We start from the raw sequence: 15131 nt of genomic DNA, 5'->3' as shown, positions 1-15131 counted from the left end.
GTTCTAACAATCATGTACACTATTATTCTCCTTTTTCACTGATGCTTATGCGTATTTTTATATCACTTGCTTTACTAATTAATAGTACCATTAAAAAGAATGTGAAAGAGGTGAACACTTATGTTAAAAAGGCTGTTTGGTAATACTGCAGTGTCAAAAGAAGTTATTATTAAGTCTCCTGTATCAGGAAAGTATGTTGATTTGGCGGATATTCCCGATCCTACTTTTTCTGAAAAAAGAATGGGGGACGGTTTTGCTGTAGAACCGGACGAGGGAAAAATTGTTTCGCCCATAAATGGAAAAATTGTACAGATATTTCCGAGTAAGCACGCTATAGGTATTAAATCCGAAGAGGGATTAGATATTCTTATTCATATAGGACTTGAGAACGTATCGTTAAAGGGGATAGGATTTGAGGTACATGTGAATGAAGGAGATAGAATTAAAACGGGAGATATTTTAATAGAGTTTAACCTTGAAGAAGTTGTTCAAGATTCCATTTGTGCTGTAACGCCAGTTGTTTTTACAGAGGGTTCTCAAGTTGTTAAAATGATGCGCGAAGAAGTCAGTAACTTAATTGCTGGTGATACTGAAATAATGACGATAAAGGTTAAATCGTAATTAGATTATCTCTTTTAATACATTAAGTATTTTCGTACAATAAAATCGTCAGCTAGTTTAAAGATGGAGAGATCAACATGATCATTCAAAAAGTATTAAATCACAATGCGGCTATTATAACGGATAATGAAGAGGAAAAAGTTGCTATAGGATCAGGCATTGCTTTTCATAAGAAAAAAAATGAAAAAATTAACCCCGATAAGGTGGAAAAACTTTTCGTCCTGCACAATGAACAATCGGACCCTTTTGCTGACCTATTAGCTTCTGCAAATCATGAAGATACAAATACCGTTCAAGAGGTTATGTCATGGTTGGAAACAGAGCAAAACATGTCTTTCAATAACCAATCTTATGCTTTACTATTTGACCATTTGATTCATTTGATGAAAAGGCTTCATCAAGGTAAAAAAATTGAGAATCATTTACTTCAGGAAATAAGAACATTATATTATGATTCCTTTCAAGCAGCAGAAAAAATCGGCGAAAAGTTATCGGATAATACGGGGTTTGTTATTTCTCAAGATGAAATAGGTTTCTTAGCGATGCATCTGTATGCCGCTGGAAAAAAGAAAACTACACCATCTTCCATTCAACAACATACGGAAATATTAAACTTTATGATAACAACGATGGAGGAAGAATTAAATACAATATTTCCACGTCACACTATTGCTTATGAAGGATTAGTGAGTCACTTACATGTAACGGTTAAAGCAGCGGAACATGGTGAAGATTTAACAAAGGCTCCACCGGAGATGATTGAAATGATGAAAAGCAGATACCCGGATTCTTATAAAGCAGCAGAAAAAGCTGTGTCTTTACTTAAAAGCCGCTATGGTTTCACGATTCTTCAGGATGAAAGCATTTATATAGCAATGCATCTCCAACGTTTAATGAGCAGGGGATTCACCAACCAAAACTAGCATTTCTCTGTTTTTATGCAATGGTCAAATGTCTTTTCATGTGCTATACTTTATGTCAACATTCTAGCTAGGACTACTATATGAATAAAGAGAAATTAGGACGTAAAGTGAGGGATTAAATTGGCTTCTCATGTAAAAATGTATGATACAACTTTACGTGATGGAACGCAAGGAGAGGGGATTAGCCTGTCCGTTGATGATAAATTAAAAATCACTAAAAAACTTGATCAATTAGGTGTGCATTACATTGAAGGCGGTTGGCCAGGCAGCAACCCAAAAGATATGAGTTATTTTGAAGAAGTGAAACATTTGTCATTGCAGTCTGCAGTTATTACCGCTTTTGGAAGCACTAGACGTCCAGGAGTTACTGCTGAAAAAGATCCTAATTTAGAAAGAATTATTGAGAGCGGAGTGGAAGCAGCTGCTATTTTCGGTAAAACATGGGATTTTCATGTTACGGAAGCTTTGCAAACGACTTTAGACGAAAACATTCAGATGATTTATGATTCTGTTCGGTATTTAAAGGAGAAAGGTCTCGAAGTTATCTTTGATGCGGAGCATTTTTTTGATGGATATAAGCATAACAAGACCTACGCTTTACATGCAATATCAGCTGCTGAAGAAGCAGGAGCTGACTGTATCGTGTTGTGTGATACAAATGGTGGTTCACTGCCGTCAGAAATATCAGAAATAATAAATACAGTGCAGCAGCAGGTAACCGTTGCAATTGGTATTCACTGTCACAACGACGGAGAACTGGCAGTAGCCAATACATTAGAAGCTGTCAAAACAGGAGCTGTTCATATACAAGGAACGGTAAACGGTTACGGAGAAAGATGTGGAAATGCTAATTTAATCTCCATTATTCCAAATTTACAAATGAAAATGGGAATTTCCTGTATGGAAGATGAGCAATTAAAACAATTGACAGAAGTATCTGTATACGTGCATGAGCTTGCCAATCAGACTCCTCCAAACAGCCAACCGTTCACTGGTAAAAGTGCGTTTGCTCATAAAGGGGGAATGCATGTAAGCGCTGTGTTAAAGCATCCGGAAACATATGAACATATAGACCCTGAAGATATTGGGAATGAAAGAAGGGTTCTTGTTTCAGAATTGTCGGGTCAAAGCAACCTTTTATTTAAAGCGAAAGAACTAGGTATTCCGCTTGATAAAGATAACCCCGCTGTGAAAGAAACAATTGAAAAAATGAAAAAAATGGAGCATATTGGCTACCAATACGAAGCAGCCGAAGCGTCTTTTGAGCTTCTGATTAGGAATGGAATTGGAGAAAAACATGAATATTTCCATTTGGATCATTTCAAGATCATTACTGATAAAGAAAAACAAGGAAACTTTACGACAGAAGCTGTTGTTAAAATGGATATACAAGACCAAAGCATTATGACGGCTGCCGAAGGAAATGGTCCGGTGAATGCGCTTGATTATGCGTTACGTAAAGCAATCGGTGAATACTATCCATTAGTTCACGAAATGTACTTGTCAGATTACAAAGTCCGCGTTCTAGACGAAGCAGAGGCAACTGCTTCTACTGTTCGAGTATTAATTGAATCGTCAGATGGCAAGGAAACATGGAGTACAGTTGGCGTGTCTGGGAATATAGTTGAAGCAAGTTGGCACGCATTAGTAGACAGCATTCGATATTACTTCATGAAGCATGAGGACCGATTGATAAAAAATAAAACAACGCCAATTACACGAGATATAGGTGTAAGTAACCATTAGAAAAGTAAACGGTGTGAGTGATGAATGTTCATACCCTTGATAATGTCTAGTTACTTCATTGTTGAAAAAGGCTTGGAAACACAGTAATACTAACTGTTTCCAAGCCTTTTTCGTAAGATAGGAAAAAATATTTTATTCGTCTTCGGTGTCTAGCAGAAGCGCCTAGCCGCTTGGCGTTTCTCATCTATTAGTTTACGGAAGTGACGGTACCATTGTTTAGCATGGTTACTACAATGATTGCTAATAGAAAGCAATAAAGTGCGAAGTAAATTAATCTGCCTTTGTTTAAAAACTGAATTAACCAGACAATACCTATCCAAGAAGAAATAAGAGAAGCAAGAAAAGCCACGATAAGCGGTAAAGTCCCAAAAGTACCAAGATTCCCAGCATTTAAGTCATCAAAGGCAAGGACAGATGATCCTAGAATAACAGGGATGGACAATAAAAAAGAATAACGTACGGCCGTTTCTCTATTAAGTCCGGAAAGCAAGGCGGCGATTAAAGTACTTCCAGAACGAGAGATACCAGGGAATACAGCTAAAGTTTGCGCTAGCCCAACAACAACCGAATCGAGAAAGGTCATTTCTTTTTCGGTTCGATTCCCTATTTGGTGGAATTTCTCTATGATGATTAAAAATATACCGGTGATTGCTAACGCAGATGCAATAAAAACTGGTGTTTTCATCGTTTCGGCAAAGAAATCTTCTAAAAAAATCCCAAGAACTCCCGTAATTATTGTCGCAATAATAATGTATATACCGAAGAAAAAGTCCGGTCGATCCTGGGGAGAACGATTTGATAAATAGCGGAAAAATGTATTGACTAAACGGATACAATCTCGTCGAAAATATAGAACAACAGCAACAATGGATCCTAGGTGCAATATGACCTCAAAAGATAACCCTGAAAACGTTGTCCCGAAGATGAATTGTGCAATAATAATATGTGCTGTACTTGAAATGGGCAAAAACTCTGAAATGCCCTGTACAATCCCGAATATTAGTGCTTCTATAACGCTCATGTATTCCACTCCTTTTTTAAGACCCTCTGTTAGTTTAGCAAAACAATAATAGACAGGGAAGATAAATTTTACGACTGAAATATGTCAAAACTCAGTCACATTCGTATGATAGGATTCTTGTGAGAATGCTAGTAAAATGATATATGGAGTTAAAATAATGGAAACAGGGGGACAGTGACATTGAATCGTAAATCTGTAACTATCATCGTTTTAGTGACAGCGGTAGCAGCTATCGCTTATGTCTTTTTTGCAAACGTATCTGTTCAGAGAGTAGGAACGGATATCGGTGATGCTGCTCCTAACTACGAGCTTCCCATGTATAGTGGAGGAACTGGATCATTAACTGATTATGAAGGAGATGTCATTGTAATGAATATGTGGGCATCCTGGTGCGAACCTTGTGAAGAAGAAATTCCTGCTTTAATGGATTTTTCTCAATCTTATAAACAAAAAGGTGTGACTGTGTTAACAGTGAATATGGATTTAAAGGGTAGTAAAGATGCAGCAGAAGAATTCGTGAAAAATTATAATATGACGAACACACCTGCAATGAGAGATGCGGATGGAGAAGTAGATGAACTTTATAATATCAATCATTTACCGACAACTTATATAATCAATAGAGATCGAACTATTGTTGAAAAACATGCAGGACCATTAACTTTTGAACAACTCGAAGAAATGGTAGAAGAAAATCTGTAATTTTATAAATAAACGATAAAAAAGTGCGTATAGTGACAAAGAGGTGATAAAATGTGTATCAGGCGTTAACCGTTCAAGTAACAAAAGTCATTCAAAAAACGAAAGATTTTCTCAAATTAGAAACAAATGGAGGCGCAAGGCGTGCTGTATTATATTTATGCTGCTGTGAACCAGTGAATGTCGGAGATTACATAAAAGTTAATACAACGGCAAATTTGCTTGATTTAGGTACAGGTGGTTGGGATATTGCCATTACAACATTTCACAATAAAGAAAAGGTTTCTGGTGAAGGGCATATAATGAAAGCTCGTTACACACCTTTACAGCACAGTGTATTTGCGATTGATTCTCCGGAACATCCTGATCATTCCATTTTTCAATCTTCATTTTCGCTTCAAGGGAAACCTGTCTTGTTAGCAGAATTGCACAGTATGCTTCCTATAATACTTCTTTTATTTGTTCATAGTCATCCATATAAAAACATAGGGGTTATCCTTTCTGATGAGGCTTCTTTGGCTGCAGGTTTGAGCGATCATATGACCGAATGGAAACAGCATGATCGCATACATATCGTTACAACTGGTCAGGCATTTGGCGGGACAGAAGAAGCGGTGACTATCGTAAATGCGATTCAGTGGCTCGTAGTTAAACAAAATGTCGATAATATCATTATATCAATGGGGCCTGGGACAGCAGGTACTGCAACTCCTTTTGGATATAGCGGTATGGCATTAGCTAATTGGTCCAATATTGTCGGCTCGTTGGCAGGGCGTCCGATTTGGGTACCCAGAATATCTTTTAAAGATAAACGAGAACGTCATGTTGGATTAAGTCATCATACAGTCACACCGTTGCATCAATTCACCCATGTATCATCGGAATTAGTTTTACCACAATTAAAAACAGAACAACAAAAAATAATAGAATCTCAACTAACATCTCTTCGACAACAGGAACACATTAAGTTACATTATCAAAATGTTAACGAACTGTTAGAATACTGGATTGCTTGGTATGAGAATTATGCATTGGAGATTCATTCAATGGGAACGGTTGTTGATGATAATGTCGAATTTCTAAAAGGGGTACTAGCTCCGGTGAAACATATACTTGATTTATAGGAGGAAGAGCCATGGATTTTAACGAAAAGACGTTACACAAGGAATCAATCTATGAGGGAAAAATTGTAGATGTGAGTGTTCACGATGTAGAGTTACCGGATGGAAAAACGAGTAAACGGGAAATTATCAATCATCCTGGAGCTGTTGCGATTATTGCTGTCACAAATGAAAATAAAATGGTAATGGTGAGACAATTTAGAAAAGCACTTGAAAAAGAATTACTGGAAATACCAGCAGGGAAGCTAGAAGATAATGAAGATCCGTTAAGTTCTGCAGCGAGGGAACTAGAAGAAGAAACAGGTTATAAAACGAATAAATTGACGAAAGTGATGTCTTTTTACACTTCCCCTGGTTTTGCGGATGAAATCATACATATATATGAAACGGAACATTTATATGAAGGAGTAACTTACACCGATGATGATGAATTTGTTGAATTAGTAGAAGTGACACTTGAAGAAGCAGAGCGGTTGATGAAAGAGGAAAAAATTCACGACGCTAAAACGGTATTTGCTGTTCAATATGTTAAACAGAAGTTCGGATAAAGAAAGCATTTTCTAAAACAATTGATAGAATCAGTAATAGAATCTCCTCCCTCTTCATAAGGTGAAACATGTCCTAAATGCAGGGAGGTAGTCCGACGTGATAGAATCTATACCTTTTCTTATTCGAAAACATTGGATAGAATATCGCTCATTTTATTGGTTTTCAATCGTACTGTTGTTTATGGGGATTATATTCGGAGCAGTATTAGTTAATAGCTTATCCCTTCCCTTAAAAAATGATTTGTATGGGTTTGTTCAACAGTTTCTTACTCAGTTTGGGGAAGGCACGGATATTACCTCAAAACAAATTTTTGTAGAAAGCTTATCTCAACATGTCAGCTATATTGCACTTATGTGGGTATTGGGATTATCTGTAGCAGGTGTTCCTTTTATTCTTATATTGCTATTTTTAAAAGGAGTGGTTTCGGGATTTACAATCGGGTTTCTCGTCCAACAGATGGGGAGTGATGGTTTCTTTCTCGCTTTCACATCTATTTTGCCTCAAAATGTAATCATTGTCCCTGCCTATCTTATTATGGCTGTAGTTTCCATCAGTATTTCTTTAAGTATTATCAAGCATTTGTTTAAACAAAGCCGTAAGACTCCTGTCCCTGCGGTTATAGGGAAATCTTTTGTTATTGCAGGTTGTATGTTGATATGCCTTGCTGGGGCAGCTGCTATTGAAGGCTTTTTATCACCCCTTATGATGAGAAACGTCATGGATTGGACACTATCATTCGTTTATACATTATAATTATTATAAAGTGATTTTTATTATCATTATCATTTGACACCTTTCTCAATGATACACTATAATTAATTATAGTCGCTCAGCAGGGGGAGGTTAATCAATGGAGCAACGTATTGATCGGATAAAAAAGCAACTTCATTCTCAAAGCTATAAACTCACACCCCAAAGGGAAGCAACCGTACGCGTTCTTCTTGAAAACGAAAAAGATCACTTAAGTGCTGAAGATGTTTATTTATTAGTGAAAGAAAAAGCACCAGAAATCGGTCTTGCAACGGTTTATCGTACGCTTGAATTACTTAATGAATTAGAGGTCGTAGATAAGATTAATTTTGGGGATGGTGTTTCTAGATATGATCTTCGCAAAGAAGGAGCCGATCACTTCCACCATCATTTAGTTTGTATCGAATGTGGATCCGTCGACGAAATTCAAGAAGATTTACTTGGTGAGGTAGAAAAGATTGTCGAAAACGATTGGCGTTTCAAAATAAAAGATCATCGTTTAACGTTTCACGGTATTTGCTATCGATGTCATGAGAAACAGGATACAGGAGAAGAGTCCGGTAGTGAAGTCAAAGAATTGAACTGATTGAGATTGCCAAGCTCCCTGAAATTCGCAAGAGTAACGCAGTCTAACTCTATTAAAAAACTATCACTCATTAAATAACACCTTTATGTTGAATAAGACATTGAAGGTGTTTTTTTGTAAGATTGTAATAAGAATGGGATGTATAAAATAAGAGTTTTGTGTGAAAGTAAAGCTGAGGCTATGCCTGCGGCAAGCGTCCCGTCTATGGCAGATCGGAAATTAAAAAAAGCAGCTCTATTTAGTTGTGAAAAAGTTTTTTATTTTAATATAATGAGAATGTGTAGAAAACGTTTCCCATTTTTACGTTTATCGTTCCTATGTATATTTTTCAGTGATATTGTCATAGCTGATTAATAGTTTTAAATGAAAGGAATGATGATTGTGAAACAGTGGTTGTCTTATAGTTTGGAAACGATTAAAATTTTTATGGTTTTCTGCGTATGTCTCGGTGCATTTTATTATGGTATTATATGGTTAAGTGAGAATTACAAAGGGGATGAACGCCTGCGTTTTTCTGATACAGATGCTGAGAAGGTTCAACATTCTGTTCACTCCCATATTTATTAATGTAACAAAGGGGATTTGATTTCGATTGAATACGGATATATCTGATTTTATTCATTACTGCCAGGTTGAAAAAGGTCTTTCCGAAAATACCATCCGTTCTTATCAACGAGATCTTCATCACTATGCGGCCCATTTGCAATCTAATGATATTAAGAGCGTTCAGCAGATTGAACGTTCTCATATTGTTGATTTTCTTTATTCGTTGAAAGATAACGGCCGTTCTTCCTCGACTATTGCTAGAACCATTTCTTCTATCCGTGCTTTTCATCAATTTTTGCTTCGCAATCAACGTTCTATCAAGGATCCGTCTGAATTGATAGAGATTCCTAAAGGGGAACAGAAATTACCAGATGTTCTCTCAACTGGTGAGATAGAAGCATTGTTAACTGCAAGTGATGGGACAACCGCTTTTGCGAGGCGAAATAAAGCTATGCTTGAGCTAATGTATGCGACTGGACTTCGCGTAAGTGAACTCTGCAGTTTAAAAACCGGTGATATTCATTTGCAAATGGGGTTTGTTCACTGTATGGGAAAGGGTAATAAAGAAAGAATTATTCCTCTTGGAAAAGTAGCAGCAGACGCTGTAGAAAGTTATGTAAATAAAGGTCGTTCCCATTTGTTGAAAAAGAAAAAGCACGACACTTTATTCGTAAATCATCATGGTAATAGCCTATCGAGACAAGGTTTTTGGAAAATACTAAAAGAAACATCGCAACGGGCCAATATTAATAAAAAGCTAACACCTCACACGCTGCGGCATTCTTTTGCTACACATTTGCTTGAAAACGGAGCGGATTTAAGAGCAGTTCAGGAAATGCTGGGACATGCCGATATTTCGACAACTCAAGTATATACCCATGTCTCAAACCACAAATTAAAGGATGTTTATTTAAACTATCATCCGAGAGCGTAATACTTAATAAAGAAAGGGGACATACATCTTGTTAGATAATAGTTTTAAGAGAATATTTGTGATTGTAATGGATTCTGTTGGTATTGGTGAAGCGCCTGATGCGAAAGAGTATGGTGACCTTGGTGCCGATACCTTTGGACATATCGCTGAAAAAATGGATGGACTGCATATGCCAAATATGGAAAAAATGGGGATGGGAAATATAAAGAAAGCTAAAGGAGTAGAACCAGTTGAATCACCTTCTGCTCATTTCGGAGTTATGCAGGAATCATCACATAGTAAAGATACAATGACAGGTCATTGGGAGATTATGGGCCTTCATATTACCGAACCATTTCGAACATTTCCAGATGGCTTTCCAGATGAGTTAATTAATAAATTAGAGCAGACAACAGGTCGTAACATTATCGGTAATAAAGTTGCCTCCGGAACGGAAGTTATAAAGGAACTAGGTGCTGAACATGTGAATACAGGCGATTTAATTGTCTACACATCTGCGGATTCTGTACTGCAGATTGCGGCGCATGAAGATGTGGTACCTATTGATGAACTATACGATATTTGTGAAAAAGCAAGAGAAATGACATATGAAGCCCCTTATATGATAGGAAGAGTGATTGCCCGTCCTTTTGTCGGAGAACCTGGAGCTTTTGAAAGGACGCCGAATCGTCATGATTATGCTCTTAAACCATTCGGCCGGACTGTCATGAATGAGTTGCAAGAGGAGGGATTCGATAGTATTGCGATTGGAAAGATTAGCGATATTTATGACGGGGAAGGGATTACAAAAACAATCCGTACCGAGTCGAACAATGATGGAATGGACAAAGTGATTAACTCCGCAAAAGAATCATTCACTGGTATCAGTTTTTTGAACCTGGTAGACTTTGATGCGAAGTTCGGGCATCGCCGTGATCCAGAAGGGTACGGGAAAGCATTGGAAGAGTTTGATAAACGATTGCCTGAGTTGGTTCAGGAACTTGATGAAAACGATATGTTAATGATTACAGCTGACCATGGAAACGACCCGGTACATCACGGCACAGATCATACAAGAGAGTTAGTGCCGTTGCTTGTCTATGCTAAAAAATTCTCACCTGGACAAAACTTAGGGCGTCTCCGTACATTTGCCGACATCGGGGCAACCATTGCGGATAATTTTAACGTAAATATGCCAAAAAACGGGACGAGTTTTTTAAATAATATCATACGCAAAGGGTGATGGTTATGACAACGAATAGACTGTTAGAAGAAGCTGCACAAAAAGTAAGGAATACGGTAAGGATAACTCCAAAAATAGGTCTTATATTAGGTTCTGGATTGGGTGTGCTGGCTGAAGATCTAGAAGATGCGGTGAAAGTACCCTATGAAGATGTGCCTGGATTCCCAGTTTCTACCGTTGCAGGTCACGCTGGTCAATTAGTTGCCGGTACTCTAGAAGGGACACCTGTAATAGCGATGCAGGGGCGGTTTCATTATTATGAAGGATATTCATTACAAGAAGTGACTTTTCCTGTTGGCGTTATGCGTGCACTTGGAGTAGAACATTTGTTAGTGACTAACGCTGCAGGCAGTGTTAATACATCATTTTCACCTGGTAATTTAATGCTTATTAAAGATCATTTAAATTTACTTGGTGACAATCCGCTAATCGGAAAAAACGATGAGGCAGTAGGCCCTCGTTTTCCTGATATGTCTACAGCCTATTCACCGAAGTTAATGAAAATTGCTAAACAAGCTGCAGATTCATTAAATATACCACTACAAGAAGGAGTTTATGCAGCAAATACTGGTCCATGTTACGAAACACCTGCAGAAGTGAGAATGATTAGAACATTAGGGGCCGATGCTGTTGGTATGTCGACTGTTCCTGAAGTGATAAAGGCTGTTCACACTGGCATGAATGTACTTGGTGTCTCTTGTATATCTAATATGGCAGCCGGTATATTAGATCAACCGCTAAGTCATAGTGAAGTAATAGAAACCACTGAAAAAGTAAAAGAAGATTTTCTACGTTTGATGAAAGAAATTGTTTATCAAATTGGGAAGGGTGATTCTTAAAATGGAAAATCTAGGGCAAAAAGTAATCGAAGCTGCTAATTATTTAAAAGAAAAGTCGCAAACACAACCAGTAATCGGATTGATTCTTGGTTCTGGACTCGGTGACCTAGCTGAAGAAATTGAAAACGAGGTGAAGGTGGACTATGAATCCATTCCTCATTTTCCCGTATCGACTGTAGAAGGTCATGCCGGCCGCCTCGTTATGGGAACACTTCAAGGTCAAACCGTTATTGCTATGCAAGGCCGGTTTCACTATTACGAAGGATACTCTATGCAGGAAGTAACGTTCCCTGTACGTGTAATGAAAGAGCTGGGAGCAAAAAAGCTTATTGTTACAAATGCATGCGGAGGTATGAATCCATCGTTTAATCCCGGAGATCTGATGGTTATTGAAGATCACATAAATCAAACAGGTGCGAATCCATTAATTGGGCCTAATGATGAAAAGATGGGACCTCGTTTTCCTGATATGAGCCAGGCTTATAATAGCGAACTAAAAGAAATAGCAGTACGAGCAGCTGAAAATCTCGGTTTTTCGTTACAAAAAGGTGTGTATACCGGTATATCTGGTCCCACTTTTATGACAGCATCTGAGCTTATTATGCTTCGTCGTTTAGGCGGCGATGTGGTTGGAATGTCAACTGTTCCAGAAGTAATTGTAGCTAACCACGCAGGAATCGAAGTACTCGGAATTTCTTGTATTACAGATATGGCAGTCGGCGAAGAAATAGAAGGTGTTTCTCATGAAGAAGTAATGGAAACGGCTTCCAAAACTAAGCCTCGTTTTATCTCGTTGGTTAAGGAAGTATTATCAACTATGTCACATAGTTAAGAAATAAAAGGAGCGTGCCGTGAATGAGAATGGTTGATATCATTACAAAAAAACGTGATGGGGAATCATTAAGTGAAGAAGAAATCCGTTGGTTCGTAAATGCTTATAGTGATGGCGACGTTCCAGATTATCAAGCTTCGGCTTTTGCGATGGCTATTTACTTTCAAGGTATGAGTCAAGCAGAAGCAGCAGCTCTGACTTATGCTATGGCTGAGTCAGGAGATCAATTAGATTTGTCCGCTATCGAGGGTGTTAAAGTTGATAAACATTCTACGGGCGGTGTAGGAGATAAGACTACATTAATTTTAGGACCTTTAGTAGCGGCTTTGGATATTCCGGTAGCAAAAATGTCAGGACGAGGATTGGGCCATACCGGAGGAACGATTGATAAACTTGAAGCATTTGAAGGATTTCGGACGGAAATTGATGAAGATGAATTCGTCCAGTTAGTAAATACAAATAAAATGGCGCTGGCAGGTCAGAGTGGGAATCTAACGCCTGCTGATAAAAAATTGTATGCTTTACGGGATGTAACAGCTACAGTGAATTCGATTCCTCTAATTGCCAGTTCTGTTATGAGCAAAAAAATAGCATCGGGGTCTGATGCTATTGTGTTAGACGTGAAAACAGGTTCAGGGGCATTTATGGAAAATATAGAGGAAGCTAAAAAATTGGCTGAGGCTATGGTTGAAATTGGTAATTCTCTCGGTAGAAAAACAATGGCTCTTATTTCCAACATGGATCAGCCATTAGGGAGATTTGTCGGTAATGCACTTGAAGTGAAAGAAGCGATTGAAACCTTACAAGGGAACGGACCGGATGACCTTCATGAATTGAGTATTGCTCTTGCTTCTCATATGGCTGTGTTAGGTGGTAAAGCATCCAATGAAGCGGAAGGTCGCCGTTTAGTTGAAAAAGTGATGTCTGATGGAACGGCTTTAGAAAAGATGAAGCTCTTTATAAAAGGTCAAGGCGGCAATCCTGAAGCCGTTGATCACCCAGCAATGTTAGCCAATGCCAACCACATTGTAAGTGTCACATCTGAACATTCAGGGTATGTAAGTGGTATGGATGCCGCTCAAATAGGCAAGGCTGCTATGATGCTTGGAGCAGGCAGAGCAACTAAAGATGATGATATCGATCATGCGGTAGGTCTTGAACTCGTGAAGAAAATTGGAGATTATGTTAAAAAAGGAGAGCCAATAGCTGTCCTCCATGCAAATCAACATGATACAGAACATGTTGTTGAGATGGTAATGAACGCTTATTCTTTTTCTGAGGAAAAAGTGAAAAAACAAACGTTAATTTTTGATACTATATATTAAATATCACAATGTATTCTTTTACCCGTCTTTGGAATTTTTATTCCAAAGACGGGTTTTATTTTTATAGTATAACTGATGAAAATAATGGAAAAAATATATTTATACTTAATTGGGAGGTGTCTGTCATTGAGAAGTAAAGTCTTAAATAAAAGTGTCTTTTTGTGTATTGGATTGCTTTTGATGTTTATACACGTTGACAATTTGTTAGCAAAAGAAGAAACCGAAGAATTAGCTAATGAAGCAACATCTGCTTTTATTATGGAAGCAGATACAGGACAAATCCTTTATAACAAAAACGCAGAAGAAAAACTTCCACCTGCAAGCATGACCAAAATTATGACGTTATTATTAATCATGGAGAGCTTGGAGGAAGGAAGCATCGAGCTTGATGACAAAGTGACAACCAGTAAAAGGGCTGCGTCAATGGGAGGGTCTCAGATATTCCTAGAAGAAGGAGAAGAGATGACTGTCGATGAAATGTTGAAAGGTATTGCTGTTGCATCTGGTAATGATGCGTCTGTTGCTATGGCCGAATATGTAGCCGGAACAGAGGAGAAGTTCATTGACAAAATGAATGAGAAAGCAAAAGAACTAGGGTTAGAAAATACAACATTTCAAAACACGACAGGCCTTCCGAGTGATGATCATTATACAACAGCTCAAGATTTAGCTGTTATTAGCCAAGCCCTGCTTCGGTATGAGAATGTGTTGGAGTACACAAGTTTATATGAAGATTATTTAAGAGAAGGTAAAGAGAATGAGTTTTGGTTAGTTAATACGAATCCTTTGGTAAGACACTATGACGGGGTGGACGGATTAAAAACTGGATTTACAAAAGAAGCGAAATATAACCTTACTGCGACAGCTGAAAAGAATGGGATGCGTATTATTACTGTTTTAATGGGTGCTGAGTCTCCTAAAGAACGTAATCGTTTATCAGCGGAACTGCTTGATTTTGCTTTTCAAAATCACGACTACCATGTACTTGCTGAAAAAGGGGAAGACATTACGGAAGTAACGGTCGAAAAGGGAAAGCAATCAGTGGTGCCTATAACTTTAAGACAAAATGCTGCTGTTGTGCTGCCAAAAGGCAAGCAGTTGAATGACATTAAAAGAAAAGTAATTGTTTCTGATACTGTTACAGCTCCAGCTAAACAGCACGATGAAGTAGGAACGTTGCAATTTTATGAAAATGGAGAGTTGTTAACCGAAAAAAGCTTAGTGTTAAAAGACGAGGCTCCTTCTGCCAACTGGGCGGTTTTATTTAAACGAACTCTTTCGACGATGACTGGTAAACTGTCGTAAAAAAACGAAAGATTGTAAGATGTCAGTATTTTTACCGAACAGCCACTAGTTTTGTCACCAGGACAGGAAAGTCCGGTTGAAAAAAAGAAAGCTATAGCACCGCGTATTAATT

At 37.9% G+C, this 15131-nt stretch carries 16 protein-coding genes; 15 read left to right on the top strand and 1 reads right to left on the bottom strand.

From position 1 onward, the window contains the following. Nucleotides 1–120: 120 nt before the first annotated feature. The 3 genes from J2S78_RS09675 to cimA all read left to right on the top strand — a co-directional run bounded on the left by J2S78_RS09675 (nucleotide 121) and on the right by cimA (nucleotide 3290). Nucleotides 121–621 carry a PTS sugar transporter subunit IIA gene (locus J2S78_RS09675; protein WP_306898149.1) on the top strand — a complete coding sequence of 167 codons (501 nt, stop codon included), beginning with the start codon at nucleotides 121–123 and terminating at the stop codon, nucleotides 619–621. 77 nt (nucleotides 622–698) lie between these two features. Then, nucleotides 699–1544: a PRD domain-containing protein gene (locus tag J2S78_RS09670; protein WP_306898147.1), complete on the top strand. Its 846-nt coding sequence runs from the start codon at nucleotides 699–701 to the stop codon at nucleotides 1542–1544. Between the two features lie 120 nt (nucleotides 1545–1664). Beyond that, nucleotides 1665–3290: a citramalate synthase gene (gene cimA / locus J2S78_RS09665; RefSeq protein WP_306898145.1), complete on the top strand. Its 1626-nt coding sequence runs from the start codon at nucleotides 1665–1667 to the stop codon at nucleotides 3288–3290. Between the two features lie 187 nt (nucleotides 3291–3477). Here cimA and uppP read toward each other — a convergent pair whose 3' ends face one another. After that, a complete protein-coding gene (gene uppP, locus J2S78_RS09660; RefSeq protein WP_306898144.1) occupies nucleotides 3478–4311 on the bottom strand; it encodes an undecaprenyl-diphosphatase UppP in 834 nt (277 codons plus the stop codon). Nucleotides 4312–4491: 180 nt separating this feature from the next. On the opposite strand from uppP, the gene J2S78_RS09655 reads away from it, so the two are divergent. From J2S78_RS09655 to J2S78_RS09600, 12 genes are all read left to right on the top strand, one after another. Continuing rightward, the gene (locus tag J2S78_RS09655) at nucleotides 4492–5013 is read left to right on the top strand and encodes a TlpA family protein disulfide reductase (protein ID WP_306898142.1); all 522 of its coding nucleotides are present in this window, start codon (nucleotides 4492–4494) and stop codon (nucleotides 5011–5013) included. Between the two features lie 53 nt (nucleotides 5014–5066). Beyond that, entirely contained in the window at nucleotides 5067–6134 is a 1068-nt protein-coding gene (locus tag J2S78_RS09650; RefSeq protein WP_306898140.1) for a DUF3866 family protein, read from the top strand. An 11-nt stretch (nucleotides 6135–6145) separates the two neighbouring features. Further along, the gene (locus J2S78_RS09645) at nucleotides 6146–6679 is read left to right on the top strand and encodes an NUDIX hydrolase (RefSeq protein ID WP_306898138.1); all 534 of its coding nucleotides are present in this window, start codon (nucleotides 6146–6148) and stop codon (nucleotides 6677–6679) included. 97 nt (nucleotides 6680–6776) lie between these two features. Beyond that, nucleotides 6777–7433 carry a stage II sporulation protein M gene (gene spoIIM, locus J2S78_RS09640; RefSeq protein ID WP_306898137.1) on the top strand — a complete coding sequence of 219 codons (657 nt, stop codon included), beginning with the start codon at nucleotides 6777–6779 and terminating at the stop codon, nucleotides 7431–7433. 97 nt (nucleotides 7434–7530) lie between these two features. Continuing rightward, nucleotides 7531–8016, top strand: coding sequence for a ferric iron uptake transcriptional regulator (fur, locus tag J2S78_RS09635; protein WP_306898135.1), 486 nt, complete (start codon nucleotides 7531–7533; stop codon nucleotides 8014–8016). A gap of 381 nt (nucleotides 8017–8397) precedes the next feature. Further along, nucleotides 8398–8583 (top strand): DUF4227 family protein, encoded by a 186-nt coding sequence (locus tag J2S78_RS09630; protein WP_306898133.1) that lies wholly within the window; start codon nucleotides 8398–8400, stop codon nucleotides 8581–8583. Nucleotides 8584–8608: 25 nt separating this feature from the next. Continuing rightward, nucleotides 8609–9496 (top strand): site-specific tyrosine recombinase XerD, encoded by an 888-nt coding sequence (gene xerD / locus J2S78_RS09625; protein ID WP_306898131.1) that lies wholly within the window; start codon nucleotides 8609–8611, stop codon nucleotides 9494–9496. A 28-nt stretch (nucleotides 9497–9524) separates the two neighbouring features. After that, nucleotides 9525–10718 carry a phosphopentomutase gene (gene deoB, locus J2S78_RS09620; protein ID WP_306898129.1) on the top strand — a complete coding sequence of 398 codons (1194 nt, stop codon included), beginning with the start codon at nucleotides 9525–9527 and terminating at the stop codon, nucleotides 10716–10718. 5 nt (nucleotides 10719–10723) lie between these two features. Continuing rightward, nucleotides 10724–11557 (top strand): purine-nucleoside phosphorylase, encoded by an 834-nt coding sequence (locus J2S78_RS09615; protein ID WP_306898126.1) that lies wholly within the window; start codon nucleotides 10724–10726, stop codon nucleotides 11555–11557. Nucleotide 11558: 1 nt separating this feature from the next. Then, nucleotides 11559–12389 carry a purine-nucleoside phosphorylase gene (locus J2S78_RS09610; RefSeq protein ID WP_306898124.1) on the top strand — a complete coding sequence of 277 codons (831 nt, stop codon included), beginning with the start codon at nucleotides 11559–11561 and terminating at the stop codon, nucleotides 12387–12389. Nucleotides 12390–12412: 23 nt separating this feature from the next. Then, a complete protein-coding gene (locus J2S78_RS09605) occupies nucleotides 12413–13714 on the top strand; it encodes a pyrimidine-nucleoside phosphorylase (RefSeq protein ID WP_306898122.1) in 1302 nt (433 codons plus the stop codon). Nucleotides 13715–13840: 126 nt separating this feature from the next. Continuing rightward, a complete protein-coding gene (locus J2S78_RS09600) occupies nucleotides 13841–15019 on the top strand; it encodes a D-alanyl-D-alanine carboxypeptidase family protein (RefSeq protein ID WP_306898120.1) in 1179 nt (392 codons plus the stop codon). Nucleotides 15020–15131: the final 112 nt, after the last annotated feature.

The organism is Salibacterium salarium (genome assembly GCF_030813635.1).
GTDB classification, from domain to species: Bacteria; Bacillota; Bacilli; order Bacillales; family Marinococcaceae; genus Salibacterium; species Salibacterium salarium.
The sequence above is the reverse complement of the archived record's forward strand: the minus strand, read 5'-3'. Positions and strand labels throughout refer to the sequence as shown.